At 73.5% G+C, this 26958-nt stretch carries 23 protein-coding genes; 10 read left to right on the forward strand and 13 right to left on the reverse strand.

What is annotated here, in order from left to right; genetic code table 11:
• Nucleotides 1-109: 109 nt before the first annotated feature.
• On the reverse strand, nt 110-502 hold the full coding sequence (locus AWH51_RS11045) for a DUF3040 domain-containing protein (RefSeq protein WP_081235069.1): 393 nt from the start codon (nt 500-502) through the stop codon (nt 110-112).
• A gap of 77 nt (nt 503-579) precedes the next feature.
• Here AWH51_RS11045 and AWH51_RS11050 point away from each other — a divergent pair, with 77 nt between their 5' ends.
• Nucleotides 580-1701 (forward strand): polyprenyl synthetase family protein, encoded by a 1122-nt coding sequence (locus AWH51_RS11050; RefSeq protein ID WP_063072126.1) that lies wholly within the window; start codon nt 580-582, stop codon nt 1699-1701.
• Between the two features lie 32 nt (nt 1702-1733).
• Here the strand turns inward: AWH51_RS11050 and AWH51_RS11055 are convergent, their stop codons facing one another.
• The gene (locus AWH51_RS11055) at nt 1734-2075 is read right to left on the reverse strand and encodes an Rv2175c family DNA-binding protein (RefSeq protein ID WP_063072127.1); all 342 of its coding nucleotides are present in this window, start codon (nt 2073-2075) and stop codon (nt 1734-1736) included.
• A gap of 223 nt (nt 2076-2298) precedes the next feature.
• On the opposite strand from AWH51_RS11055, the gene AWH51_RS11060 reads away from it, so the two are divergent.
• Together AWH51_RS11060 and pknB are read left to right on the forward strand one after the other, a co-directional pair.
• Nucleotides 2299-3567: a muramidase family protein gene (locus AWH51_RS11060; protein ID WP_063072128.1), complete on the forward strand. Its 1269-nt coding sequence runs from the start codon at nt 2299-2301 to the stop codon at nt 3565-3567.
• A gap of 82 nt (nt 3568-3649) precedes the next feature.
• Nucleotides 3650-5599, forward strand: coding sequence for a Stk1 family PASTA domain-containing Ser/Thr kinase (gene pknB / locus AWH51_RS11065; protein ID WP_063072129.1), 1950 nt, complete (start codon nt 3650-3652; stop codon nt 5597-5599).
• Between the two features lie 94 nt (nt 5600-5693).
• On the opposite strand, the gene AWH51_RS11070 is transcribed toward pknB, so the two are convergent.
• The 3 genes from AWH51_RS11070 to AWH51_RS11080 form a co-directional block, all read right to left on the reverse strand.
• Nucleotides 5694-7064 carry a class II 3-deoxy-7-phosphoheptulonate synthase gene (locus AWH51_RS11070; RefSeq protein WP_063072130.1) on the reverse strand — a complete coding sequence of 457 codons (1371 nt, stop codon included), beginning with the start codon at nt 7062-7064 and terminating at the stop codon, nt 5694-5696.
• Between the two features lie 58 nt (nt 7065-7122).
• Complete coding sequence (locus AWH51_RS11075; RefSeq protein WP_053774695.1) at nt 7123-7812, reverse strand: lysophospholipid acyltransferase family protein; 690 nt, start codon at nt 7810-7812, stop codon at nt 7123-7125.
• Between the two features lie 91 nt (nt 7813-7903).
• The gene (locus AWH51_RS11080) at nt 7904-8869 is read right to left on the reverse strand and encodes an ROK family glucokinase (RefSeq protein ID WP_063072131.1); all 966 of its coding nucleotides are present in this window, start codon (nt 8867-8869) and stop codon (nt 7904-7906) included.
• A gap of 132 nt (nt 8870-9001) precedes the next feature.
• On the opposite strand from AWH51_RS11080, the gene AWH51_RS11085 reads away from it, so the two are divergent.
• Entirely contained in the window at nt 9002-10825 is a 1824-nt protein-coding gene (locus AWH51_RS11085) for an AMP-dependent synthetase/ligase (RefSeq protein WP_063072132.1), read from the forward strand.
• A gap of 49 nt (nt 10826-10874) precedes the next feature.
• On the opposite strand, the gene AWH51_RS11090 is transcribed toward AWH51_RS11085, so the two are convergent.
• The 3 genes from AWH51_RS11090 to AWH51_RS11100 are packed head-to-tail and all read right to left on the reverse strand — an operon-like array spanning nt 10875 to nt 16281.
• Nucleotides 10875-11366 carry a peptide deformylase gene (locus tag AWH51_RS11090; protein WP_063072133.1) on the reverse strand — a complete coding sequence of 164 codons (492 nt, stop codon included), beginning with the start codon at nt 11364-11366 and terminating at the stop codon, nt 10875-10877.
• Between the two features lie 32 nt (nt 11367-11398).
• Nucleotides 11399-12865 (reverse strand): mycothione reductase, encoded by a 1467-nt coding sequence (locus AWH51_RS11095; RefSeq protein WP_063072134.1) that lies wholly within the window; start codon nt 12863-12865, stop codon nt 11399-11401.
• A gap of 8 nt (nt 12866-12873) precedes the next feature.
• Nucleotides 12874-16281, reverse strand: coding sequence for a pyruvate carboxylase (locus AWH51_RS11100; RefSeq protein ID WP_063072135.1), 3408 nt, complete (start codon nt 16279-16281; stop codon nt 12874-12876).
• 77 nt (nt 16282-16358) lie between these two features.
• Here AWH51_RS11100 and AWH51_RS11105 point away from each other — a divergent pair, with 77 nt between their 5' ends.
• On the forward strand, nt 16359-17171 hold the full coding sequence (locus AWH51_RS11105; RefSeq protein WP_045528295.1) for a ParA family protein: 813 nt from the start codon (nt 16359-16361) through the stop codon (nt 17169-17171).
• A gap of 230 nt (nt 17172-17401) precedes the next feature.
• Here the strand turns inward: AWH51_RS11105 and AWH51_RS11110 are convergent, their stop codons facing one another.
• From AWH51_RS11110 to AWH51_RS11125, 4 genes are all read right to left on the reverse strand, one after another.
• Nucleotides 17402-17944, reverse strand: a complete 543-nt coding sequence (locus tag AWH51_RS11110; protein WP_063072136.1) for a MerR family transcriptional regulator — start codon at nt 17942-17944, stop codon at nt 17402-17404.
• Nucleotides 17945-18273: 329 nt separating this feature from the next.
• Nucleotides 18274-18975: a MerR family transcriptional regulator gene (locus AWH51_RS11115; RefSeq protein WP_063072137.1), complete on the reverse strand. Its 702-nt coding sequence runs from the start codon at nt 18973-18975 to the stop codon at nt 18274-18276.
• Nucleotides 18975-19457: an FHA domain-containing protein gene (locus AWH51_RS11120; protein WP_063072138.1), complete on the reverse strand. Its 483-nt coding sequence runs from the start codon at nt 19455-19457 to the stop codon at nt 18975-18977. The genes AWH51_RS11115 and AWH51_RS11120 overlap by 1 nt, the downstream gene beginning before the upstream one ends.
• Nucleotides 19458-19545: 88 nt before the next feature.
• Nucleotides 19546-20931, reverse strand: a complete 1386-nt coding sequence (locus AWH51_RS11125; RefSeq protein ID WP_063072139.1) for a cation:dicarboxylate symporter family transporter — start codon at nt 20929-20931, stop codon at nt 19546-19548.
• Between the two features lie 144 nt (nt 20932-21075).
• Between AWH51_RS11125 and AWH51_RS11130 the strand changes: the two genes are divergently transcribed.
• The 5 genes from AWH51_RS11130 (at nt 21076) to AWH51_RS11150 (ending at nt 25810) form a co-directional block, all read left to right on the forward strand.
• On the forward strand, nt 21076-22827 hold the full coding sequence (locus AWH51_RS11130; RefSeq protein ID WP_063072140.1) for a sensor histidine kinase: 1752 nt from the start codon (nt 21076-21078) through the stop codon (nt 22825-22827).
• Nucleotides 22824-23531, forward strand: a complete 708-nt coding sequence (locus tag AWH51_RS11135) for a response regulator (RefSeq protein ID WP_063072141.1) — start codon at nt 22824-22826, stop codon at nt 23529-23531. The genes AWH51_RS11130 and AWH51_RS11135 overlap by 4 nt, the downstream gene beginning before the upstream one ends.
• 93 nt (nt 23532-23624) lie before the next feature.
• A complete protein-coding gene (locus AWH51_RS11140; protein WP_063072142.1) occupies nt 23625-24671 on the forward strand; it encodes a M4 family metallopeptidase in 1047 nt (348 codons plus the stop codon).
• Nucleotides 24672-24683: 12 nt separating this feature from the next.
• Complete coding sequence (locus AWH51_RS11145; RefSeq protein WP_414146355.1) at nt 24684-24953, forward strand: protealysin inhibitor emfourin; 270 nt, start codon at nt 24684-24686, stop codon at nt 24951-24953.
• Entirely contained in the window at nt 24950-25810 is an 861-nt protein-coding gene (locus AWH51_RS11150; RefSeq protein WP_063072144.1) for a DUF3097 domain-containing protein, read from the forward strand. Before AWH51_RS11145 ends, AWH51_RS11150 begins: the two co-directional genes overlap by 4 nt.
• Before the next feature lie 60 nt (nt 25811-25870).
• On the opposite strand, the gene AWH51_RS11155 is transcribed toward AWH51_RS11150, so the two are convergent.
• Complete coding sequence (locus AWH51_RS11155; protein ID WP_063072145.1) at nt 25871-26944, reverse strand: LacI family DNA-binding transcriptional regulator; 1074 nt, start codon at nt 26942-26944, stop codon at nt 25871-25873.
• Nucleotides 26945-26958: the final 14 nt, after the last annotated feature.

The following is a 26958-nucleotide window of genomic DNA, read 5'->3' on the forward strand; positions in this document are numbered from 1 at the left end:
GGAGCCCGGTGGAGGGCGTAGGGGACGAGAGAAGGGGCCGGCCCCGGGTGCGGGGCCGGCCCCTTCGGGTCGGGTGGAGGGAGGTGGAGGACCCCCGCTCAGGGAGGCGTCAGTCCTGACCGCCCTGGCGCTTCTCCCAGCGCTCGTTGACGCGGTCCATGAAGGAGGACGAGCTGCGCTTGGCGGACGGCCGACGCGCGGCGCCCGGCGAGCCGGCGGAGGGCATGGACTCCGAGGAGCCGCCCCGCGGGCTGAAGATGAGGAGCGCCCCGACCATCATGACGGCGAAGCCGAGGACGCCGATGATGGCCAGCTTGGTGATGACGCCCGCGGCCAGGGCGGCGATGCCCAGCACGATGACGAGCACTCCCACGACGACCAGGGTGTAGTTCGGTCTGCTGCGACGGCCGCTGACGGTCGCCACGAAGTCTGCGTCGTTGTGATAGAGGCTTCGCTCCATCTCCTCCAGCAGGCGCTGCTCTTGCTCGGAAAGCGGCATCATGTTCCCCTCAGGCTCGGGACGACGCGTCGATGTTCACCTGTGGATTCTAGCTCCCCACCCCTGGCTAGGCTAGGCGGGTGCCCGAAAGCGACCGCCTCGTCAGCCACGTCCAGACCCGCCTCGACGACTTCCTGGCAGCGCAGGCGGCGGGGCTCCGGGAGATCAGCCCGGATCTGACGCCCGTCCACGAGTTCTCCGCGGATCTGCTGAGAGGCGGCAAGAGGTTCCGGGCGCAGTTCTGCTACTGGGGCTGGCGCTCGGTCATCGACCTCGAGCCCTCCCCCGCCGGACGCCCTCCGGGCGCGGAGCGACCGGGCTACCGGGCGGTCGTCGGCGTCGCCGCCGGCCTCGAGGTGTTCCACGCCGCGGCGCTCGTCCACGACGACATCATCGACCGGTCCGACACCCGGCGGGGGCGGCCCGCCGCGCACCGCCGCCTCGAGGCGCTGCACGCCTCCCGCGGGTGGGGCGGATCCTCCGCCGCCTTCGGCGAGGCCGGCGCGATCCTCCTCGGCGACCTCCTCCTCGGGTGGAGCGACGAGCTCCTCATCGACTCGCTGCTGGCGCTGGCGGACGGATCCGCGGCCCGCGCCACCCGCGCCGAGCTGGCGACCATGCGCACGCAGGTCACTCTGGGCCAGTACCTCGACGTCCTGGAGGAGGTGGCGTGGCCCACCGTCGACGAGGACGAGACGCTGGCCCGGGCGCACAACGTGGTCGTCTACAAGTCGGCGAAGTACAGCATCGAGGCGCCGCTGGTCGTCGGGGCGAGCCTGGCCGGCGCATCACCCGAGCAGGTCGCCGCGCTCCGGGCCGTCGGCCTGCCCCTCGGCATCGCCTTCCAGCTGCGCGACGACGTGCTCGGGGTCTACGGCGACAGCGCGGTGACGGGCAAGCCGAGCGGCGACGACCTCCGGGAGGGCAAGCGCACCGTGCTCGTGGCGCTCGCCCGGCGACGGCTGCCCGACGGAGTGCGGCGCACCGTGGACGCGCTGCTCGGCGACCCGGAGCTCGACGACGAGCAGATCCGCGTGCTGCAGTCCATCCTCCGGGAGAGCGGCGCGCTCGACGAGGTCGAGGGGATGATCTCCCGCAACGTGCGGGAGTCCCTCGCCGCCCTGCGCGACGCCCCCATCTCGCCGCGGGCGCGCAACCAGCTGGAGCTGCTCGTGGACAGCGTCACCCGCCGCGTCACCTGACGGCGGACGCACGGCGTCCGCGGGTCAGCGAATCAGGCGCTCGCCTGCGCGACGCGCCGGACCTCGGCCTTGCGCCCGGCCAGCAGGGCGTCGATCGGCGCGGCGCCCAGGCTCGGCTCCTCGGTGAGGAGCCAGTCCATCGCCTCGTCGTCGTCGAAGCCGTTGTCCCCGAGGACGATGATCGTGCCGCGCAGCTCGGACAGCGGCTCGCCGTCGCGAAGGAAGACCGCGGGGACCTTCAGCACACCGTCGAGGCGGACGGCCAGCAGCCTCCGGTCCTCGATGAGCCGGCGCACGCGGCTGACGGTGAGACCCAGGAGGTCGACGAGATCGGGGACGGTCAACCACTCACGGTCGGCATAGGGCTCGTTCACGTGTCACATGCTGGCACGCCCGGAGCGGGAGCGGCCACCGCGGCGGGCGCTCCGGGCTCCCGGCGTCCACCATCGACCGGCCCGGGAACTGCCTATCCGCCGAATGCGCGTGTCGCTGATCACTCCAGTCACATCCATCACTTATGTGCACTCCGTGCGCGTTGCGTGTTAACGTGGAACACCTGCATCAGGGAATCGTGCACGACGGCCGGAGTAGACCAACATGCCCATGACCGACCCCACCCCTCCTCGCGACCCCCGCCGGTCCTCGGACACCTCCACCGGCCGGACGGCCACCCGCCGCTCCAAGGCGCTGCTGGCCACCATGCCCATCGTGCTGGTGGGGTCGCTCGCGGTGAGCCTCGGCATGGCGTCGCCCGCCGAGGCGGCTCCCGTCAAGCGGGTGCCCAAGGCCAAGTCCGGCCCCTCGCAGACCAAGCTGCCGACCGTCGCGGCGCCCGCCGCCGCCCCGGCCGCCGCGCCCATGGCCGCCACCCCCTCCTCCTACGTGGTCGAGCAGGGCGATACGGTCTCGAGCATCGCGGGGCGCTTCGGCATCTCCACGGCATCCGTCCTCGCGCAGAACGGACTCGGCTGGAAGACGACCATCTTCCCCGGGCAGACGCTCACCCTCGGCGGATCCGGCACCTCCTCGACGACGTCGAGCCCGGCCTCCGCGCCCACGGCAGCCGGCTCCCGCTACACCGTGGTCGCGGGCGACACCGTGACCGGCATCGCCGGCAAGCACGGCGTCTCGACGTCGGCCGTCCTGTCGGCCAACGGGCTGCAGTCCACGAGCAGGATCTTCCCGGGGAACCAGCTGACGATCCCCGGCGGCTCCGCGCAGGCCGCGGCGACCGCCCCCAGCGCCTCGCCCGCCGCCAAGTCCGGGCTGAGCGGCACCTACACGATCGCCACCGGCGACACCCTGCACAGCATCGCGCAGGACGCGGGCGTCACCGTGCAGGACCTGCTCAACGCCAACGGCCTCAACTGGTCGAGCATCATCTACGCGGGCAGCAAGCTGACCATCCCGAACGCCTCCGCGTCGGCCGTCCAGGTCGCCTCGCTGCACGGGACGACGATCATGACGGACGAGATGCGCACCAACGCCCGCATCATCGTCTCGGAGGGGCGGAAGGCGGGAGTCAACGACTACGGCCTGGTCATCGCGCTGGCCACCGCCGCGCAGGAGTCCACGCTCCGCAACCTCGACTGGGGCGACCGCGACTCCATCGGCCTGTTCCAGCAGCGCCCGAGCCAGGGCTGGGGCCAGCCCGCGCAGCTCCACGACCCGCACTACGCGGCGCGCGCGTTCTTCGGCGGCCCCGTCAACCCGAACCCCGGCACCACGCGCGGCCTCCTCGACACCCCCGGATGGAAGTCGATGACCGTCACGCAGGCCGCGCAGGCGGTGCAGTACTCGGCCTACCCCGACGCGTACGCGAAGTGGGAGGCGTCGGCCTGGGCCTGGATGGACGAGATCGGCTGACGCAGGCCGCCGTGCGGATCCGCGCCGCGTCGCTCCGGTGTGCCGGGGAGGCCCGGGCATCGGCCATCCCTAGAATCATCCAGTGACCTCCAGCCCGACCGACCCCATGATCGGCCGTCTCCTCGACGGCCGGTACCAGGTCAGATCCCGCATCGCGCGCGGCGGCATGGCCACGGTCTACGTGGCCACCGACCTCCGCCTCGAGCGGCGCGTCGCCGTGAAGGTCATGCACGGTCACCTCGCGGACGACAGCGCGTTCCGCGACCGGTTCATCCAGGAGGCGCGCTCGGCCGCGCGGCTCGCGCACCCGAACGTCGTCAACGTCTTCGACCAGGGCCAGGACTCGGACATGGCGTACCTCGTCATGGAGTACCTGCCCGGCATGACGCTGCGCGAGCTCCTGCAGGAGTACGAGCGGCTGACGCCCGAGCAGACCCTCGACATCCTCGAGGCCGTGCTCTCCGGGCTCGCCGCGGCGCACAAGGCCGGCATCGTCCACCGGGACCTGAAGCCCGAGAACGTGCTGCTCGCGGACGACGGGCGCATCAAGATCGGCGACTTCGGCCTGGCGCGCGCCGTCAGCGCCAACACCGCGACGGGGCAGGCCCTGCTCGGCACGATCGCGTACCTCTCCCCCGAGCTCGTCACCCGTGGCATCGCGGACACCCGCAGCGACATCTACGCCGTCGGCATCATGATGTACGAGATGCTCGCGGGCGAGCAGCCGTTCAAGGGCGAGCAGCCCATGCAGATCGCCTACCAGCACGCCAACGACCAGGTGCCGACGCCGAGCACGACGAACCCGTCGGTGCCCGTGGAGCTCGACGAGCTCGTGCTGTGGGCCACGGCACGGGATCCGGAGCAGCGTCCCCGCGATGCGCGCGCGCTCCTGGACGAGCTCTACGCCGTCCAGAACCGCCTCGACGCGCGGTCCGGCGATCCCGCTCCGCTCCAGCGCACCGTCGTCTTCCCCAGCGCCCCGGCGCTGCCGCCCGTCACGACCGGCGAGACGCAGGTCGTGGGCGGCCCGCCCGTGCTGATGCGCGAGGAGGGCGAGCGCACGCAGCCCGACTCCGTGGTCGCTCTCGCGGCCGCCGGCTCGCGGCGCCGCTCGCGCGGGTGGGTCCTGGCCCTCCTCGTCGTCATGCTCGCCGCCCTCGCGGGCGGGACGGGCTGGTACTACGGTCAGGGCCCCGGCGCGCAGGTGCCCGTCCCCCGAGTGACGGCCATGGCCGTCGACGACGCGGCGGGCACCCTGCAGGGCCAGGGCTTCGTCGTGGCGCGCGCGGAGGAGCCGAGCGTCGACGTGGAGGTGGGGCACGTCATCCGCAGCGTCCCGGCCTCGGGCACCCCCGTCGACCAGGGATCCACCGTCACCGTCTACGCCTCCACGGGGCCGCGGCTCCTCCCCGTTCCCGAGGTCGTCGGCGCGGCGGAGGCCGACGCGCGCACCCGCCTGGAGGGGGTCCCCTTCGTCGTCCAGGAGGCGGTGGTCCGGCAGTACGGCGACGCCGCCGAGGGCACGGTCATCCAGGTGCTCGACGCCTCCGGAGCGCCCATCGGCGCGCAGTACCCCGAGCGGCAGGCGGTGACCCTGGTGGTCGCCGCCGGGAAGATCCCCCAGATCAACGGACGCTCGGTCGACCAGGCGAAGGCGACGCTGGCCCAGGCCGGGCTCGTCGGCGAGCCGGGCAAGCAGAGCTTCAGCGACGACGTCGACAAGGGCGAGGTCATCTCCGTCTACGCGCTCGACCAGAACCCGGTGCGCTCCGGCGCCGGCGGCGCTCCCGGCAGCAAGGTGGGCCTCGAGATCTCCAAGGGCCCCGACCTCGTCGCCGTCCCCGCGGTCGTCGGGCTCACGCGGGACGAGGCGAAGGCCGCGCTCGACAAGGCGGGCTTCAAGTACGCCTACTCGGCCTTCTGGGACGCGCTGCCCAACGGCATCACCCGGGTCGCGTCGGCGAGCCCGGAGGCGCAGGCGCTCGCCCGCCGCGGCTCGACGATCAACCTCGGCATCACCGCATCCGGCTAGCCGGGGGCCGCAGCTGCCGACGCTCGCACACGCGCCGGAGACGAGGATGCCCCGTCGCCATCGTGGGCGGCGGGGCATCGTCGTGCGGGAGCGGTCAGCCGCGCGCGGCGGCCAGCTCCTCGGCGACCAGGAACGCGAGCTCGAGGCTCTGCATGTGGTTGAGGCGCGGGTCGCACAGCGACTCATAGCGCGTGGCGAGCGTCGCCTCGTCGATGTGCTCGGATCCGCCGAGGCACTCGGTGACGTCGTCGCCCGTGAGCTCGATGTGGATGCCGCCCGGGTGCGTGCCCGCCGCGCGGTGGGCCTGGAAGAAGCCCTGCACCTCGTCCACCACGTCGTCGAAGCGCCGCGTCTTGTAGCCGGTGGGCGTGGTGAGCCCGTTGCCGTGCATGGGATCCGTGACCCACAGCGGGTTGGCGTCGGACGCCTTGACGGCCTCGAGCAGGGGCGGCAGCGCGTCGCGGATGCGCCCCGCGCCCATGCGCGTGATGAAGGTGAGGCGACCGGGCTCGCGGTCCGGGTCGAGCTTCTCGATGAGCTCGTGCACGGTCTCGGGCGTCGTCGACGGGCCGAGCTTGACGCCCAGGGGGTTGCGGACGCGGGACAGGAAGTCGACGTGCGCGCCGTCGAGGTCGCGGGTGCGCTCCCCGATCCAGATGAAGTGCGCCGACGTGTTGTACGGCGTGCCGGTGCGCGAGTCGATGCGGGTCATGGGCCGCTCGTAGTCCATGAGGAGGCCCTCGTGGCCGGTGTAGAACTCGACGCGCTTGAGGTCGTCGAAGTCGGCGCCGGCGGCCTCCATGAACTTGATGGCGCGGTCGATGTCGCGGGCGAGGTGCTCGTAGCGCTGGTTCGCGGGGTTCGCGGCGAAGCCCCTGTTCCAGCTGTGCACCTCGCGGAGGTCGGCGAAGCCGCCCTGCGTGAAGGCGCGGATGAGGTTCAGCGTGCTGGCGGCCGTGTGGTACCCCTTCACGAGGCGCGCGGGATCCGCCGCGCGCGACTCGGGCGTGAAATCGTAGCCGTTCACGATGTCGCCGCGGTACGCCGGCAGCGTGAGGTCGCCGCGCGTCTCGGAGTCGCTCGAGCGCGGCTTCGCGAACTGGCCGGCCATGCGGCCCATCTTCACGACGGGCATCGCCGCGCCGTACGTGAGGACGACCGCCATCTGGAGGACGGTCTTCACGCGGTTGCGGATCTGGTCGGCCGTGGCGCCCGCGAAGGTCTCGGCGCAGTCGCCGCCCTGGAGGAGGAACGCGCGGCCGTCGGCTGCCGCGGCGAGGCGGCTGCGCAGCTGGTCGACCTCGCCCGCGAAGACGAGCGGCGGGAGCAGGGCGATCTCGGCGCTGGCGGCGTGCACGGCCGCGGCGTCGGGCCAGGCCGGCTGCTGCTTGACCTCGAGCGTGCGCCAGTGGTCGAGGCCCGCGAGGACGTCGGGGTGGGCGGGGACGAGGTGCTCTGAGGCCACGGTGGGATCCCGGTTCGTGTCGTGCGCGTGTGCGCGGTGGAGGCGGTGCGGGAGACGGTCAGCGGGCCGCGCTCGCGCGCTTCTCCTTGACCGAGGTCGCATAGACGTCGACGTACTCCTGGCCGCTCAGCCTCGAGAGCTCGTACATGATCTCGTCGGTGATGGAGCGGAGGATGAAGCGGTCTCCCTCGAGGCCGGCGAACCTACTGAAATCTAGCGGCTCGCCGATGACCACACCAATCCGGCGGACCTTGGGGATGCGCGTGCCGATGGGCATGACCTTCTCCGTGTCGATCATGGCGATCGGGACGACCGGGACCTCGCCCTCGAGGATCATGCGGGCGACGCCCGTGCGCCCGCGGTACATCTTGCCGTCGGGGCTGCGGGTGCCCTCGGGGTAGATGCCGAGCATCCGGCCCTCGGCGAGCACGCGGAGGCCCGTGTTGAGCGACGCCTCGGACGCCTTCCCGCCGGAGCGGTCGATGGGGAGCATGCCGGTGGCCGTGAAGAACATCTTCGTGGCCCAGCCCTTGAGGCCGGTGCCCGTGAAGTAGTCGCTCTTGGCGAGGAAGACGAGGTTGCGGTCCACCAGCAGCGGCAGGAACACCGAGTCGATGAACGAGAGGTGGTTGCTCGCGAGGATGACGCCGCCCTTGGCGGGGATGTTCTCGAGACCGGTGACCCAGGGGCGGAACGTGCTCCGCAGGAGGGGTCCGGCGACCAGGTTCTTCATGAACCAGTAGAACATCGGGTGGCCACCTTCCGGGCGGGGTCGGGATCCAGCATAGCCAGCGGGGGCCGCGTCGGCCGCCGGGCCTCCGAGGCGAGGACGGCGCGGGTCAGGCCCCGTGGCGCAGCGCGGCAGCGTGCAGGCGCGCGAGGTCGGCCGCGCCCACGACGCCCGCGTCGTTCACGAGCTCGGCGATGCGGAACTCGGGCTCCGGGTGGTAGCCGCGCGCCGGCAGGTGCGACAGGTAGGCCTCGCGGATGGGGTCGAGCAGCAGGTCGCCGGCCTGCGCCACGCCGCCGCCGATGACGAACATCTGCGGGTCGAGGATCGCGCCGATGCTCGCCGCGGCCTCCCCGAGCCAGGAGCCGAGGCGCCGCAGGGCCGCGAGGGCACCCGGATCGCCCGCCTGGATCAGGTCGCTGACGTCGTGCCCGTTGAGCGTGCCGACCTCGCGGCGGCGCGCGGCGAGGCCGTCGCCGTGGGTGCCGCCGAGGTCGGCGAGCTCGTTGGCGGTGCGGAGGAGGGCGCGGCCGGATCCGTACTGCTCGATGCAGCCGCGCGCGCCGCAGCCGCACGGCAGGCCGTCGGGCACGACGCGCATGTGGCCGAGCTCGGCGCCGGCGCCGAAGCCGCCGCGGAAGAGGCGGTCGTCGGCCACGATCGCGCCGCCGACGCCCGTGCCGATGGTGAGGGTCACCATGTCGCTCACGAGGCGTCCGGCGCCGTAGCGGAACTCCGCCCAACCGGCGGCGTTGGCGTCGTTCTCGATGACGATGGGGAGGTCGATGCGGCGCCGCAGCCGCTCGCGCACGGGCTCGTTGCGCCAGTTGATGTTCGGGGCGTAGTAGACGGTGGACTGCGCGGCGTCGATGAAGCCCGCGGCGGCGACGCCCACGGCGACCGCATCCGGGTGCTCGGCGCGGAGGCCCTCGACCATGGCCACGACCGCCTCGACGATGGCATCGGGGCTGCTCGCCTCGGTGGGCGTGCGGGCCTCGGCCGCGATGGCGCCGAGCTCGTCGACCACCGCTCCCGCGATCTTCGTCCCGCCGATGTCGATCCCGATTGCATGCACGTGGCGGGCCCTTCCGTTGTTCTCGCCTGACGATCCTACCGACGCCCCGGACGCCCCCGTCCGGGGACGCGCGCCCGGAGACCCCGCGCAGATACTGTGGGAACATCCATTTCCGGTACCGAGGGAGTTGCCGTGGAACAGCACATCATGCCCGCCGCCGTCGAGGCGCGGCCCGACGACAACGTCACCGACGTCCTGGTGCACCGCGTGAGGACGAGCCCCGACGCTCCGCTGTTCGCGCTGCCGGACGGGGACGGCTGGCGCGACGTCACGGCGCGCGAGTTCCACGCCCAGGTGGTCGCCCTCGCGAAGGGGCTCGTCGCCTCGGGCATCGAGCCGGGTGAGCGCATCGGCATGATGTGCCGCACGCGCTACGAGTGGACCCTCGTCGACTTCGCGGTCTTCTTCGCGGGCGCCGTCCTCGTCCCCGTGTACGAGACGTCCTCCCCCGGCCAGGTGCACTGGAACCTGCAGGACTCCGGCAGCGTCGCCGTGATCCTCGAGTCGGCGGAGCACTTCTCCCGCTTCGACGAGGTGCACCCGGACCTCCCCGACGTGCGCCGCGTGTGGCAGATCGACCTCGGCGACCTCGACAAGCTCGCCGAGCGGGGCGTCGACGTGCCGGACGCGGAGATCGAGCGGCGACGGAACCTCGCGGTCGGCTCCGACATGGCGACCCTCATCTACACGTCCGGGACGACGGGCCGGCCGAAGGGCTGCATCCTCACGCACGCCAACTTCGTGGAGCTCGCCCGCAATGCCGAGGTCGCCATGGAGGAGGTCGTGCGGGTCGGCGCGTCGACGCTCCTGTTCATCACGACCGCGCACGTCTTCGCCCGGTTCATCTCGATCCTCAACGTGCAGGCGGGCGTGAAGACCGGGCACCAGGCCGACACGACGCAGCTGCTGCCCGCGCTCGCGTCCTTCAAACCGACGTTCCTCCTCGCCGTGCCGCGCGTGTTCGAGAAGGTCTACAACTCCTCCGAGCAGAAGGCGGAGGGAGCCGGCCGCGGCAAGGTGTTCCGGAAGGCCGCCGAGGTCGCGTACGCGCACTCCGTGGCGGTCGACGCCGGGCGCGTGCCCTTCGCGCTGAAGGCCCAGTACAGGCTCTTCGACGCGCTCGTGTACTCCAAGATCCGACAGGCGATGGGCGGGCGCGTGCGCTTCGCGGTGAGCGGATCCGCACCCCTCGGCCTCCGCCTCGGGCACTTCTACCGGTCGCTCGGCCTCACGATCCTCGAGGGCTACGGCCTCACGGAGACCACGGCGCCCGTCAGCGTGAACCTCGTGAAGGGCTTCCGCATCGGCACGGTCGGCCCGGCGCTGCCCGGCGTCGCGACGCGGATCACCGACGAGGGCGAGATCGAGGTCAAGGGCGTCAACGTCTTCGACGGCTACTGGCAGGACGAGGAGGCGACGGCGGAGGTCTTCGACGACGGCTGGTTCCGCACGGGCGACCTCGGCAGCTACGACGCCGACGGCTACCTGACGATCACGGGCCGCAAGAAGGAGATCATCGTGACCGCCGGCGGCAAGAACGTGGCGCCCGCCGCGCTCGAGGACCCGATCCGCGCGAACCCGCTCGTCGGGCAGGTCGTGGTGGCGGGCGACCGGCGGCCGTTCATCTCGGCGCTCATCACGCTGGACCCCGAGATGCTCAAGGTGTGGCTGGCGAACAACGGCCAGGACCCGGCGCTGACGCTCGAGCAGGCGTCGCAGAACCCGGCCGTGCTCGCCGAGGTGCAGCGGGCGGTCGACGCGGCGAACGCGACGGTGTCGCGCGCGGAGTCGATCCGGAAGTTCGTCGTGCTGCCGGTGGAGCTGACGGAGGCGGCCGGGCACCTGACGCCGAAGCTCAGCATCAAGCGCCAGGTGGTGCTCGACGCGTTCGCCGACGTGATCACGCGGATCTACGAGGCAGCGCCGACGACCGAGGGGCACTCGCTGGTGCACTGACCGGCGTCGTCGGCCCGCGCGAGCGCGCGGGTCGACGGATCGGCGCGGGTCAGAACCAGCCGGACTCGCGGACCTGCTTCATGGCCTCGCGGCGGCGCTGCTTGTCGAGCCGGTCGAGGTACACCAGGCCGTCGAGGTGGTCGACCTCGTGCTGGAAGGCCTGGGCGAGCACGCCCGTGCCCTCGAGGCGCACCGGCTCCCCGTCGAGGTCGATGCCGCTGATCACGGCCTCGGGGTGGCGCATCGTGGGGAACCAGAGGCCCGGCACGGAGAGGCAGCCCTCGTCCACGAGCACGGCCTCGCCGCGCAGCTCCTCGATGACCGGGTTGAGGATGTAGCCGAAGGACGGCCCCACGTTGTAGCTGAAGGCCCGGAGGTTCACGCCGATCTGGGCGGCGGCCACGCCGGCGCGGCCGTCCGGCCGCACGCTGTCGAGGAGGTCCTCGACCAGGGCGCGCACGCCCTCGTCGATCTCGTGGATCTCCGAGGAGACGGTCTTCAGCACCGGATCGCCGAAGAGGCGGATCTGTCGTTCAGTCATTCTCTGCTTCCGTGGGTCCTGCGGGCCGGCGGTCAGGGTCGATCGGCGCCCGCGGGCGCGAGGCCCGCTCCATTCTCGCGTGCCCAGTCGGACACGGCCGACTCGGCGGCCAGCAGCGCGTTCTCGACGACCTCGGTGACGGCCGGGTGCGGCCAGTACTGCGCGCGGGCGAGGCCCGTGACGCGGTGGCCGAGGCTCGCGGCCGTCAGCAGCGGCTGGATCAGCGCCGCGGAGTCCGAGCCGATGATGTGCGCGCCGAGGAGCGTGCCGCCGTCGCGCGGATCCACCACGAGCTTGCAGAACGACGTCGTGTCCTCGAGGGCCCAGCCCCAGGCCGTGGACGAGTAGGGCTGCTCGATCGTGACGACGGGCCCCGCCGCGCGCGCCTCCGCCTCCGTCAGGCCGAACGAGCCGATCTGCGGGCGCGAGAAGACCGCCTGCGGGACGGGCCCGGGAGCGCCGCCGGTGAGGTCGTCCGGGTGCAGCAGGTTGTGCTGCACCACGCGCGCCTGGTGGTTGGCCACGTGCTTGAGCTGGTGCTCGGCGCTGATGTCGCCGAGCGCGAACACGCCGGGCACGGGCTCGCCGCCGGCGAGCACGCGCTGCCGGTCGTCGACCACGATGCGGCCGTCCGCGTGCAGGTCGTAGCCGGCGTTCGCGACCGCCAGCGTGTCGGTGTTGGGGATGCGGCCGAGCGCGACGAGCACGGCCTCCGTCTCGACCAGGTGCCCGGACGCCAGGCGCGAGCGGAGCACGTCGCCGTCGCGCTCGATCTCCTCCACCTCGCAGTCGGTGATGACGTCCCACTGCGTGCGCGCGAGCGTCGTGAAGCGCGTGGACACGTCCTCGTCGAGGTTGCCGAGCAGGTGCGAGGACCGGGCGACCTGGGTCACGCGCACGCCCAGGTGGCTGAAGACGTGCGCGAACTCGGCGGCGACGTAGCCGCCGCCCACGATGAGGAGCGACGCGGGCAGCTCGGCGATGCGCATGATGGAGTCGGAGTCGTGGATCGCCGGGTCCGGCGCGTACACGGCCGCCAGCGGGCGGGGTCGGGACCCCGCGGCGAGCACGACGCGGTCCGCCAGGATCCGCTGCCCGCTCGCCGACACGAGCACGCCCGGCGCCTCGAAGCCCACGCTCTCGCGCAGCAGCGTCACGTTCTCCATGCCGCTCTCGCGCCACTCGCGTCCGCCCTCGCTGATGGCGTCGACGCGGCCGAACACGCGCGCGGCGATGGCCGGCCAGTCGACGGCGTCGACCGACGCGCGGATGCCGAGCGCCGCGCCGTCGCGGGCCGCGGCGGCGACGTCGGCCACGTGCACGAGCATCTTCGTGGGGATGCAGCCCGCGTTGAGGCAGGTGCCCCCGAAGTGCTCCCCGTCGTCGACGAGGAGCACGCGCTGGTCGGCGAAGCGCTCGTCGACGATGGAGTTGCCGGATCCGGCCCCCACGATCACGAGGTCGTAGCGCTCGTCCTGCATCCGGTCCGTGTCGGTCATCCCGTGCCTCACTCCTCGATCTCGACGACGACGAGCAGGTCGCCCGCGTCGACCTGCTGCGTGGTCGGCACCGCGAGGCGCGCGACGCGTCCCGCGACGGGCGACGTGATGGCCGCCTCCATCTTCATGGCCTCGATGGACGCCACCGGCTGACCGGCCACCACCCGGTCGCCCGGCTCGACCTTGAGCGTCACGACGCCGGAGAACGGCGCGGACACGTGGCCGGGACGCGACGCGTCCCCCTTCTCGGCGACGGCGGTCGTGACGGCGATGCCGCGGTCCCGCACGAAGACGGGCCGCAGCTGTCCGTTCATCACGGCGAGGAGCGTGCGCATGCCCGACGCGTCGGCGTCTCCCACGGCCTCGAGGCCGATGAGCACGTCGACGCCCCGGCTGATCCGCACGACGTGCTCCCGGCCCTGGCGCAACCCGTAGAGGTAGTCCTCCGTGTCGACCACGGACAGGTCGCCGAACAGCCCCCGGATGGTCTCGAACTGCTCCGTCGGCTGCGGGAAGAGCAGGCGGTTCAGCGCCCGCCGGCGGTCCGCGCCGGGCATCTCGAGCGCGCGCCGGTCGTCGTCGGAGAGCGGCGTGATCCCGATGCGCACGTCGCGGCCCCGCAGCACGCGCGTGCGGAAGGGCTCCGGCCAACCGCCCGGCAGGTCGCCCAGCTCGCCCGCCATGAAGCCGATGACGGAGTCCGGGATGTCGTAGTCGCCGGGGTTCCGCTCGAAGTCGGCCGGGTCGGCCTTCGCCGCCGCCAGCTGGAGCGCGAGGTCGCCGACCACCTTCGACGACGGCGTGACCTTCGGGATGCGGCCGAGGATCCGGTCGGCCGCGGCGTACATGTCCTCGATGAGCTCGAAGTCGTCGGCGAGCCCGAGCGCGATGGCCTGCTGCCGCAGGTTGGAGAGCTGGCCGCCGGGGATCTCGTGCCGGTACACGCGCCCGGTCGGGCCGGGCAGCCCGGACTCGAAGGGCCGGTACATGCGCCGGACCGCCTCCCAGTAGGGCTCGAGGTCGCTCACCGCATCGAGGGAGAGGCCGGTGTCGCGCTCCGTGTGCGCGAGCGCGGCGACGAGGGCGGACGCGGACGGCTGGCTCGTGGTGCCCGACATGGGCGCGCTCGCGACGTCGACCGCGTCGGCCCCGGCGCGGCTGGCGGCGAGCAGCGTGGCGAGCTGTCCGCCCGCCGTGTCGTGGGTGTGCACGTGCACGGGCAGCTCGAACTCCCGGCGCAGCGCCGTGACGAGCCGCTCGGCGGCGGCCGGCCGGAGGAGGCCCGCCATGTCCTTGATCGCGAGGACGTGCGCCCCGGCGGCGACGCTGCGCTCCGCGAGCCGCAGGTAGTGGTCGAGCGTGTAGAGGTCCTCAGCTGGGTCGAGCAGGTTCCCCGTGTAGCAGAGCGCGACCTCCGCGACCGTGGTGCCGGTGGCGAGCACGGCGTCGATGGCGGGGCGCATCCGCTCGACGTCGTTGAGCGCGTCGAAGATCCGGAACACGTCCACTCCCGTGGCCGCGGCCTCCTCGACGAACGCGTCGGTGACCTCGGCCGGGTACGGGGTGTAGCCGACCGTGTTGGCGCCGCGCAGCAGCATCTGGATCGCGACGTTGGGCAGGGCCTCGCGGAGCGACGCCAGGCGCTCCCACGGGTCCTCGCCGAGGAAGCGGAGGGCCACGTCGTAGGTGGCGCCGCCCCAGGCCTCGACCGACAGCAGCTCGGGCGTCATGCGCGCCACGTACGGCGCGACGGCCACGAGGTCGCGCGTGCGGACGCGCGTCGCGAGCAGCGACTGGTGCGCGTCGCGGAACGTCGTCTCGGTGACCGCGAGGGCCGTCTGCGCACGGAGCGCCGCGGCGAAGCCCGCGGGACCGAGCTCGAGCAGGCGCTGGCGGGATCCGGCGGGCGCGGGCCGCCGCAGGTCGAGCGCGGGCAGCTTGTCGGCCGGTCGCGGCGTGCCGGGCCGCGGGCCGTTCGGCTGGTTCACCGTCACGTCGGCCAGCCAGTTGAGGATCTTCGTCCCGCGGTCCTGGGAGACGTTGCTCCGCACGAGCCCCGGCCGCTCGTCGATGAAGGACGTGCTGAGATCGCCCGCCTGGAACTGCGGGTCGTCGAGCACGGCCTGGAGGAAGGGGATGTTGGTGGAGACCCCGCGGATCCGGAACTCGGCGAGGGCCCGCTTCGCGCGCGTCACCGCCGACGGGAAGTCGCGGCCGCGGCACGTGAGCTTGGCGAGGAGGGAGTCGAAGTGCGGGCTGATCTGCGCCCCGGTGGCGACCGTGCCGCCGTCGATGCGGATGCCGCCGCCGCCCGGCGAGCGGTAGGACGTGATCTTCCCCGTGTCGGGCCGGAAGCCCTGCGCCGGGTCCTCCGTGGTGATGCGGCACTGCAGCGCCGCGCCGCGCAGCACGATGTCCCCCTGGTGCAGACGGAGGTCGGCGAGCGTCTCCCCCGCGGCGATGCGCATCTGCGACTGCACGAGGTCGACGTCGGTGACCTCCTCGGTGACCGTGTGCTCGACCTGGATGCGCGGGTTCATCTCGATGAAGACGTGCTGGCCCTTCCGCGGGCCGTCCGTGTCGAGCAGGAACTCGACGGTCCCCGCGTTGACGTAGCCGATGCTCCGCGCGAACGCGACGGCGTGCGCGTGCATCGCGTCGCGGATCCCCGGGTCGAGGTCGGGCGCGGGCGCGATCTCCACGACCTTCTGGTGGCGGCGCTGCACCGAGCAGTCGCGCTCGAAGAGGTGGACGGTCTCCCCCGTCGCGTCGGCCAGGATCTGCACCTCGATGTGCCGGGGCCGCAGCACCGCCTGCTCGAGGAACATGGTGGGGTCCCCGAAGGCGCTGTCCGCCTCGCGCATGGCGGCGCGCAGCGCCTCCTCGAGGTCCTCCGGGCGCTCGACCCGGCGCATGCCGCGTCCGCCGCCGCCCGCCACGGCCTTCGCGAAGATCGGGAAGCCGATCGCCTCCGCCTGCTCGAGCAGCAGGGCGACGTCGGTCGACGGCGGCGTCGACGCGAGGACGGGGACGCCCGCCGCGGTCGCGTGCTCCTTGGCCGTGACCTTGTTGCCGGCCATCTCCAGCACGTCCGAGCCGGGTCCGATGAAGACGATGCCGGCCGCGGCGGCCGCCCGTGCCAGCCCGGGGTTCTCGGACAGGAAGCCGTAGCCCGGGTAGATGGCGTCGGCGCCCGACTCGACGGCCACCCGGATGATCTCGTCGACGTCGAGGTACGCCCGGACCGGGTGCCCCTCCTCGCCGATGAGGTACGCCTCGTCCGCCTTGAGCCGGTGCAGGGAGCCACGGTCCTCGTGCGGGTACACGGCCACGGTACGGGCGCCCAGCTCGACGGCGGCGCGGAACGCCCGGATCGCGATCTCCCCCCGGTTGGCGACGAGGATCTTCGTGAACATGGCGGGCCTCTCGTCGGCAGGGCTTCGGGGGCGACGCGTTTAGGTTCTCCCAGAGTATCGACGGTAGCCTCTCCCTCGTGCATGTACTGAGCGTCAGCTCCCTCAAGGGGGGCGTGGGAAAGACCACAGTGACCCTGGGACTGGCGTCCGCCGCCTTCTCCCGCGGCTTGAGGACCCTCGTGGTCGACCTCGACCCGCAAGCCGACGTCTCGACGGGCATGGACATCCAGGTCGCCGGCCACCTCAACGTCGCCGACGTGCTCGCCTCCCCCAAGGAGAAGATCGTCCGCGCGGCCATCGCGCCGAGCGGCTGGACCAAGGGCCGCACGGGCACCATCGACGTCATGATCGGCAGCCCGTCCGCCATCAACTTCGACGGGCCGCACCCGAGCATCCGCGACATCTGGAAGCTCGAGGAGGCCCTCGCCAACGTCGAGGCCGACTACGACCTCGTGCTCATCGACTGCGCTCCCTCGCTCAACGCCCTCACGCGCACCGCCTGGGCCGCGAGCGACCGCGTCACCGTCGTCACCGAGCCCGGCCTCTTCTCCGTCGCGGCCGCCGACCGCGCGTTGCGCGCCATCGAGGAGATCCGCCGCGGCCTCTCGCCGCGCCTGCAGCCGCTCGGCATCATCGTCAACCGCGCACGCGTCCAGTCGCTCGAGCACCAGTTCCGCATCAAGGAGCTCCGCGACATGTTCGGTCCCCTCGTGCTCAGCCCCCAGCTGCCCGAGCGCACATCGCTCCAGCAGGCGCAGGGTGCGGCCAAGCCGCTGCACGTGTGGCCCGGCGAGAGCGCGCAGGAGATGGCGCGCAACTTCGACCAGCTGCTCGAGCGCATCATGCGCACGGCGAAGATCGGCGACTACGCGGAGAACGCCGCACGCTGACCCGCTCGCTCCCGGATCGCCGCTCCTCGTCGAGGGGCGGCGTTCGTCGTCCGGGCGGCCGGGCGGCCTCGGCCACGCCGCCCCCCCCCCGTCCAACCGGAGCGTCGAGCGGCCGGACGCGAGCACGGCGTGACGCCCCGCGGCGGATGGCGCGCGGGAGGAGCGGCCTCCCGGAGCGGAAGCCGGCGCGGGAGCCGGCGCGGGAGCCGGCGCGGAGCGGACGCTCGGGTCTAGGAGGCCCGGACGGCGCGACGGGCGGCGAGCTCGTCGGTGGGGTCGACAGTCTGCGTGTCGATCTCGACGAGGGAGTGCTCGACCTCGCGGAGCACCTTGCCCACCGCGATGCCGAAGACGCCCTGGCCGCGGCTCACGAGGTCGATGACCTCGTCGTTGCTGGTGCAGAGGTAGACGCTGGCGCCGTCGCTCATGAGCGTCGTCTGGGCGAGGTCGACGACGCCGGACTCGCGGAGCTGGTTCACCGCGGTGCGGATCTGCTGCAGCGAGATGCCCGTGTCGAGGAGGCGCTTGACGAGCTTGAGGACGAGGATGTCGCGGAAGCCGTACAGGCGCTGCGTGCCGGAGCCGGAGGCCCCGCGGACGGTGGGCTCGACGAGGCCGGTGCGGGCCCAGTAGTCGAGCTGGCGGTAGGTGATCCCGGCGGCGCGGGCGGCGACGGCACCGCGGTAGCCGGCGCTCGCGTCCATCTCGGGGAGGCCGTCGGTGAAGAGCAGACCGAGGTCGTAGCGCCCGGAGTCCGGGGTGGAGTCGCTCATCGTTCTGCCTTCCACCCCCCCAGCGCGGGTCCCGGAGGGGAGCGTGCGCTGATGCGGGTCGGTTCGTCGGGGTCGTGCTCTCACGGTAGCGGGGCCCACGGGCCCGAGCAACGACATCCGGCCTGAGCGCCCGGCGTGTCGTCCCGGCCCGCCCCGCGCCCCCATCGGGGGCGCCTGTCGGCCGGCGCCGCTCGGATCCTCCCGACGGACGGGCGTCCCGAGCGGACACGCCAGTCTACGGGCCGGGGCGGTCCGCGCGCGCCCCGTCGGAGGAGGAGGAGCGCCGATGCGGGACGCCGCGGGATGCCCGCAGCGATCTCCGGGGGCGCTCAGGAGGAGAGGCGGCCCAGAGCCGAGCGGATGAGGCTGCCGCGCACCACCTCGAGCTGCGTCGCGATCTCGCGCGCGAGCTCGGCGGCGTGCGCCCGGCTCGACGCGTCCCGGCGCCGGGAGACCGGCACGAGCGCCGACTCGATGAGGCTCAGCTCGCGCTCCGCTGCCTGGCGGAAGCCGCGGAGGTGGCGGGGCTCGATGCCCGTGCGCTGCAGCTCGACGAGCGCGCGCATGACCTGCACCGCCTCCTCGCCGTAGACCTCGGCCGGCACGAGCACGCCCGCGGTGATCGCGTCGCCGAGGAGCGGGGCCGTCGCGCCGGACTCGCGCACGAGCTCGGCGCGGTTGAAGCGCCGCTCCTGGTCGAGCATGGAGGCGGCGGGCGCGGTGGCCGCGCCGGGGAGCGCGGGCGACAGGCCGGCGTCGAGGTCGCGCAGGTAGGAGCGGATGACCTTCAGCGGGAGGTAGTGGTCGCGCTGCATGCCGAGCACCGTGCGGAGGCGCTCGACGTCGGCCGGGCTGAACTTGCGGTAGCCGGACTCCGTGCGGGAGGGCTGCACGAGGCCCTGCTCCTCGAGGAAGCGGAGCTTGCTGTTGGTGAGGTCGGGGAACTCCGGCGTGAGCCGCGCGAGCACCTGCCCGATGCTGAGGAGTCCGGGGGTGCGGGCGGGCGTCGACCGGGCGGCGGACGCCGGCACTACTCGATCGTCCGGCCGACGAGGTCGGCGCGCGAGGCGTAGAACGTGAGGCGGAACTTGCCGACCTGGACCTCGGCGCCGTCCTGCAGCAGGGCCGTGTCGATGCGGACGCCGTCGAAGTACGTGCCGTTCAGCGAGCCGAGGTCCTTGACCTGGAACGTGGTGCCCTCGCGCACGAACTCCGCGTGACGACGCGAGACGGTGACGTCGTCGAGGAAGATGTCGGCGTCCGGGTGGCGCCCCGCGACGGTGACGTCGGCGTCGAGGAGGAAGCGCGCGCCCTGGTTCGGTCCGCGGCGGACCACGAGGAGCGCGGATCCGGACGGGAGCGCCGTGACGGCGTCCTTCTCGTCCGCGGAGACTCCGCCGTCGAGGCCCGCGAGCGCGGCCCCCAGCTCGTCCCGGAAGGTGGCCGTGGTGTCCGTGCTCGTGTACTGCTCGGGCACGCGCGTGGCGCCGTGACCCTCTTCGCGTGCATCCATGGTCGTACCTCCTGTGACCTCACAGCGTAACGGATCGGACACGCTCGGGACCACGCCGGGATGGCCCCGGCGCCACCCCGACCGGGTGTCACCGGGTGGTGCCGCGGGCGTCGTCGCCGAGGTCGCCGGAGCGCGTGACGTCGGCCTCGAGGGCCTGCGCCGGCGCCTTCTGGGCGGCCCCGTGCTCGGTGCCCATGCTCTTCTCGTCGAACGGGTCGCCGCCGCCGAGGACGAGGGCCACGCGGTCGGCGTCGATGCCGCGGGTCCAGGTGCCGATGAGGATGGTCGCGACCGCGTTGCCGGTGAAGTTCGTGAGGGCGCGCGCCTCCGACATGAAGCGGTCGATGCCCACGATGAGGCCGACGCCGTCCACCAGATCGGGGCGGTGCGACTGGAGGCCGCCGGCCAGCGTCGCGAGGCCGGCGCCCGTGACGCCCGCGGCGCCCTTCGACGCGATGATCATGAACACCAGCAGCGAGACCTGCTCGCCGAGCGCCAGCGGGCTGCCCAGCGCGCTCGCGATGAAGAGCGACGCCATCGTGAGGTAGATGGCCGTGCCGTCGAGGTTGAACGAGTAGCCCGTGGGGACGGTGATCCCGACGACGGGCTTCGAGACGCCGACGTGCTCCATCTTCGCGATGAGGCGGGGCAGCGCGACCTCGGACGACGAGGTCGAGACGATGAGGAGGTACTCGCGGCCGAGGTACCGCATCAGCTTGAAGATGCTGACCCGGGCGACGAACCAGAGCAGCGTGCCCAGCACCACGACGATGAAGAGCGCGCACGTGATGTAGAAGCCGATCATGAGCGTCGCGAGGCTGATGACCGCCTGGAACCCGGTGGCCCCGACGACCGCCGCGATGGCGCCGAACGCGCCGATCGGGGCGACCCACATGACCATGCTGAGGATCCGGAACACCAGGATCTGGATGTTGCGGATGCCCTCCAGCACCGGCTCGCCGCGCGTGCCGAGCTGCTGCAGCGCGAAGCCGACGAGGAGCGCCACGAACAGGGTCTGCAGGATGCTGCCCGAGGTGAGCGACGACAGCAGCGACGTGGGGATGATCGAGAGGAGGAAGTCCTTCTCGCCCGTCGCCTCGGTCGAGCCCTCCGGCGCCCGCAGGCCCCGGAGGTCGAGGCCCTCGCCCGGGTGGATGAGGTTGCCGACCACCATGCCGATCGCGAGCGCGAACGTCGACATGACGATGAAGTACAGGAGCGCGAGCCCGCCGACGCGGCCGACCGTGGCGGCCTTCGCGACCGAGCCGACGCCGAGCACGATGGTGCAGAAGATGATGGGCGCGATCATCATCTTGATGAGCGCGACGAACGCGTCGCCGACGGGCTTGAGGGCCACGCCCGCCTCGGGGGCGACGAGCCCGACCGTGACGCCGAGGATCACCGCCACGATGACGGCGATGTAGAGGTAGTGCTGGCGGTCCAGGCGGCGGAGCGCGGCGATCGGGTTGGTCATGGGACGTCCTTGTCTCGTGAGCGGGGCAGGGCACGGGGTGCGCGGCGCCGGGTACCCGTCAGGATCGCGCAGGCGCGGCCGACCCCCGGCGTTGTGTTCATAATGTTCCTGCCGGGGTGACCGCCGCGGAGGCGAGGAGGCGGCATGGCGGAGCGCGCGCTCCCCGCACGCCCGGGCCGGACGAGACGCCGGCGCCCCGCGCTCCCCCGCGGCATCGCCGCGCGGCTCCTCGTGGTCCAGCTCGCCGTGCTCCTCGTGGTGGCGGTGGCGGCCACCGCGGCCCTCTGGTCGGACTCCCGCCAGCGTGCGGAGCAGGCGGCGGCCGACCGCAGCCTCGCCGTCGCGACGACGGTGGCCGACTCGCCGCGGGTGGCGGAGGGGCTGGCGTCCGCGGATCCGACGGCGGCGCTCCTCGACTACTCGCTCGACGTGACGCGCGACACGGGCGTGGACTTCGTCACGATCATGGACCGCGACACCGTCCGCGTCACGCACCCCGATCCCGACCAGATCGGCCGGCGCTACCTCGGCACGACCGGGCCCGCGCTCGCCGGACGTCCGCTGACCGAGACCTTCACCGGAACGCTGGGCCCCAGCGTGCGCGCCGTCGTCCCCGTGCGGGACGCGGCGGGCGGGATCGTCGGGCTCGTGTCCGCGGGCGTGACCGTCGAGCGCGTCTCCGAGGTGCTGGGCGCGCGGCTGCCGGGGCTCCTCGGGACGGTCGGTGCGCTCGCGCTGCTGCTCGCCGCGGGCGCGGTCCTCCTCAGCAGGTCGCTCGAGCGGACGACGTGGGGTCTCGGCCCCGAGGAGATGGCGCGGATGCTCGCCTACTACGAGTCGGTGCTTCACTCCGTGGGCGAGGGCATCGTGCTCGTGGACCGCGACCGGCGGCTCGTGCTGCACAACGACCAGGCGGCCGAGCTCCTCGACCTCGACGTGGATCCGACCGCCGGGCCCGTCGAGGTCGCCGCGCTCGGGCTGCCCGCGCCCCTCGAGCGGCTGCTCGCCGGCGGGACGACGGCCGACGAGGTCGTGCACCTGCCCTCCGGCCGGGTCCTCGTCGTGACGCAGCGCCCCGCGCTGCCGACGGGCCGCACCGGCAGCGCCGCCCGGCTCGGGACGGTGACGACGCTCCGGGACCGGACGGAGGTCCAGCGTCTGTCGGGCGAGGTCGCGACGCTGCGGACGCTCTCGGACGCCATGCGGGCGCAGACGCACGAGTTCGCGAACCGGCTGCACACGATCGTGTCGCTCATCGAGCTGGAGCGTCCGCGGGAGGCGCTCGCCCTCGCGGCGTCGGAGCTCGAGACCGACCGGCGGGCCGCGGCGGGGGGCCTCGCCGAGGGCGCGGATCCGGTCGTCCAGGCGCTCGTGCGCGGGAAGACGGCGCAGGCGGCGGAGCGCGGCGTCGAGCTCGCCGTGCGCGTCGCGGACGGCACGGGCGCCCCGGGCGTCGCTCCCGCCGACCTCGTGACCATCGTGGGGAACCTGGTCGACAACGCCATCGACGCGGCCGCCGATCCGTCGCGCGCCACCGCGCGCGGCGACGACCGGGGTCGCGTGGAGCTCGCGCTGGCGCGGACGGACGACGGCGCGCTCCTCGTCGAGGTCGCGGACGACGGGCCCGGCGTCGATCCCGCGGTGCGTCCGCGCGTGCTCGAGTTCGGGGTGACCACGAAGCCGGACGCCGGGGCGCCGCGCGGGGTGGGCCTCGCGCTCGTCGCGCGCACGGCCGAGCGGCTCGGCGGCACGGTCGAGGTGGGCGACGCCGACGCGCGGCTGGGCGGCGCCCGGTTCCGGGTCGTGCTGCCGGCGGATCCGCGGGCGGGGCGGGGCGACGGCGGGTCGTCCGCGGCCCGCGCGGGCGACGACGACGCGACGGGGGTGCGCACGTGATCCGCGTGCTGGTCGTCGACGACGACGCGCTCACCGCGGAGGCGCACGCGGCGTACGCCGGCCGGCTCGACGGGTTCGAGGTCGTCGGCGTGGCCCACACGGGCGGCGAGGCGCTGCGCCTCATCGCCGAGGCCGGGCCCGACGGCATCGACCTCGTGCTCCTCGACATGACGCTCCCCGACATGCACGGGCTCGAGGTGTGCCGCCGGCTGCGCGCCGCGGGCTGGGCGACCGACGTGGTCGCGGTGACGGCGGTGCGCGACCAGGCCGTGGTGCGCAGCTCCGTCACCGCCGGCATCGTGCAGTACCTCATCAAGCCCTTCACGTTCGCGGCGTTCGCCGAGAAGATGGCGGCCTACGTCGGGTACCGCGAGGGCCTCGACGCCGGGAGCGGCAGCACGACGCAGCTCCAGGTCGACCGGGCGCTCGCCGCGCTGCGCTCCCCCGCGACGGACGCCCGGCTGCCGAAGGGGATGTCGGCGGAGACGCTCGACCTCGTGCGCGGCATCGCCCGGGGTTCCGGCTCGGCCGCCGAGCGCCCCGCGGACGGCGTCTCGGCGGCGGAGGTGTCGTCCGTGCTCGACGTCTCCCGGGTGACCGCCCGGCGCTACCTGGAGTACCTCGCGGACGTCGGCCAGGTGGAGCGCGTGCCGCGGTACGGGACGCCCGGCCGGCCGGAGCTCGGCTACCGCTGGACCGGCTGAGGCACGGTACGGCACGAGGCCCCGGGGCGCGACCCCGGGGCGGGATCCGCCCGCACCCGTGACGATGTCGGCGCCCCGTGCGAGTCTCGGGGAATGAGACGCACGATCCTCCCGCCGTACCTGCTGACCCGCCTCGCCGAGGCCGACCCGGACCGCATGTCCGCCGCGCGCCAGGCCGCGCGCCGCGCCCTCCGCGACCAGGGGCCGCTCATCCACGAGCGGCGGGGACCGGGCGCCGCACCCGACGCGTCGGCGCTCGCCGACCGCGACCCCTCCGGGATCCACCGCACGATCTCCGACGCGGGGAACCGCGAGGTGCTGCCCGGCCGCACCGTGCGGGTCGAGGACGCGCCCGACACGGGCGACAGGGAGGTGGACGAGGCGTACGCCGGGCTCGGCGCCACCTACTCCCTCTTCTCCGAGGTCTACGGCCGGGAGTCGCTGGATGACCGCGGCCTGCCGCTGCTCGCGACGGTGCACTACGGCGAGGAGTACGACAACGCGTTCTGGGACGGCACCCGCATGGTCTTCGGCGACGGCGACGGCGAGGTCTTCGCGCCGTTCACGCGCTCGCTCACGGTCATCGGCCACGAGCTGACCCACGGGGTCACCGAGCTCACGCTGGGCCTCGTCTACCAGGGCCAGTCGGGCGCGCTCAACGAGTCGATCTCCGACGTGTTCGGCGTGCTCGTGGAGCAGCACGCGCTCGGGCAGACCGCGGACGAGGCCACCTGGCTCGTCGGGGCGGAGCTGTTCCTCGACCGGTCGACGGGCGTCGCGCTCCGCTCGATGCGCGCTCCCGGCACCGCGTACGACGACGACGTGCTCGGGAAGGATCCGCAGCCCGGCCATCTCGACGACTACGTGGAGACCGCGGAGGACAACGGCGGCGTCCACATCAACTCCGGGATCCCGAACCGCGCCTTCTTCCTCGCGGCCAGCGGCATCGGGGGCACGGCCTGGGAGGGCGCCGGCCGCGTCTGGTACGACGTCATCGAGACCGGCTCCGTGCGCCCCGACGCTGACTTCGCCGCCTTCGCCCGGGCCACGGTCGACGCGGCGTCCGCGCGGTACGGTGAGGGCGCGTCCGAGGTCGCCGCGGTCCAGGCGGCGTGGGAGGGCGTCGGGATCGAGGTCTAGGTGGAGATCGCCGTGTCGCGCACGGGCGGGATGGCGGGCATGACCCGCACCTGGTCGGTGCGCGTGGACGACGGCGCCGACGAGCTGGCCGGCTGGAGCGCGCTCGTCGACGCCTGCCCGTGGGACGAGCCCGCCGCGCCCACCCCGGGCGCCGATCGCTTCGTCTACCTCGTGCGCGCGGGCGACCGCGAGGCGCGCCTCGGCGAGGCCGCGGTGGACGGCCCATGGCGTCGGCTCGTCGACCGGGTGCGCGACGCGTCCCGTGAGAACCTCGGAGGATGACGCCGCCTCCCGCCCCCGACGACCGCTACGGACAGGACGTGCTCGCCGCCGGCTGGCGCGGGCCCGCGAAGAAGGCGCCCCGGCCGCAGGACGCGACGCGCGACCTCGTGGTCGAGGAGCTGTCCACCGGGTTCTGCGGCGCGATCGTCCGGGTCGAGTCCGGCATGGTCGTGCTCGAGGACTACAAGCGGAAGCAGCGCACGTTCCCGCTCGGCGGGTCCTTCCTGCTCGAGGGCGAGCCCGTCGCCCTGCGCGTGCCCCGCGCCGCGCCCGCCGGCCCCGCGCGCACGGCGTCCGGATCCCTCGCGGTCGCCGACGCCAAGGCCCGCGTCGCGCTCCCGAGCCGGATCTTCGTGGAGGGCCGGCACGACGCCGAGCTCGTGGAGAAGGTGTGGGGCGAGGATCTCCGCATCGAGGGCGTCGTCGTCGAGTATCTCGAAGGCGTCGACCACCTCGACGAGGAGCTCGACCGCTTCCGCCCGGGCAAGGGCCGCCGCGTGGGCGTGCTCGTCGACCACCTGGTGCCGGGATCCAAGGAGAGCCGCATCGCCGAGGCCGTCGCCCGCGGGCCGCACCGCGCGCACGCGCTCGTGGTCGGCCACCCCTACGTCGACGTGTGGCAGTCGGTGAAGCCCGGGCGGCTGGGCCTCCGCGAGTGGCCCGTCATCCCGCGGAGCGTCGAGTGGAAGCACGGGATCTGCGCCGCGCTCGGATGGCCGCACGCGGAGCAGGCCGACATCGCGCGGGCGTGGCAGCGGATCCTCGGCCAGGTGCGCTCGTACCAGGACCTCGAGCCCGCGCTCCTCGGCCGGGTCGAGCAGCTCATCGACTTCGTGACGGATCCCGCGGGGCGGTAGCCCCCTCCGCCCGCCCCGCGGCGTGCCCCGCGCCCCGCGGCGTGCCCCGTGCCCCGCGGCTCAGGCGGGCGCGGCCGCGGTCTCGCCCGTGCGCAGGCGGACCGGGAGCACCACGTCCGCGGCCGCGCGCCCCGCGAGCAGCTCGCCCACCATGCGCCCCGCGTGCAGGCCGCGGTCGTGCAGCGGCTGCTCCACGGTGGTGAGGCGGCGGCCGAGCCAGGGCAGGTCGGCGCCGTCGAAGCCCGTGACCGTGAGGTCCTCCGGCACGCGGAGACCGCGCGCGGCGGCCGCCTGCAGGGCGCTCGCGGCGAGCATGTCGTTCTGCGCGAGGATCGCCGTGGGGGGCGACGGCAGGTCGAGCAGCACGCCCGCCGCGGCCTCGCCCGCGTCGAGGTCACGTCCGCCGGCCTCCACGCGGACCGCGTCGGGGAAGACGCTGCGCGCCGCGCGGAGGCGCTCGCGGATGGTGCGGTTGACGATCTCCTCGAGGCCCTGGCCGACGGGCACGACCGGTCCGGGCGGGCCGTCCTCCTCGATGCGCGTCGTGCGCATCAGCACGCCGACGCGGCGGTGGCCGAGCGCGCGGACGTGCCGCGCGAGCTCGCCCATACCGCGGGCGTCGTCGATGTCGACCACGGCGACGCCGTCGCCGTGCGGCCCCTCGACGCCGACGATGGGGATGCGGCGCGCACGGAGGCCCGGCAGGAGCGCGTCGACCTCCTCGCCGCGGGTGAGGAAGACGACGGCGTCGACGGGCATGCCCTCGAGCAGCGGCGCGGCCCCGGCGTGCGGCTCGCGGCGGCCGGGCAGGAGCAGCTGCCCCACGTCGAGCTCGTCGAGCGCCTCCGAGAGGCCCGCCATGGTCGCGAGGGCGACGGGGTTCTGGAACGCGCGCCGGATGCTGCCCGCCACCACGACGCCGACGATGCCCGAGCGCCCGCTCTTGAGCGAGCGGGCCATCGGATCCGGGCCCGCGTAGCCGAGCTCCGCGGCGGCGCGCAGGATCCGGGCGCGCGTGGCCGGCGTGATGGACCCGGTGCTGCGGTACGCGAGGGACGCCGTGGAGGTCGAGACCCCCGCGAGGGCGGCGACGTCGGCGAGCGTCACGGAGCTGCGGGGTGAGTTCCTCCTCATGCCGCTCACCTTAT

The organism is Clavibacter tessellarius, assembly GCF_001618005.1.
In the GTDB taxonomy this organism is placed as follows: domain Bacteria; phylum Actinomycetota; class Actinomycetes; order Actinomycetales; family Microbacteriaceae; genus Clavibacter; species Clavibacter tessellarius_A.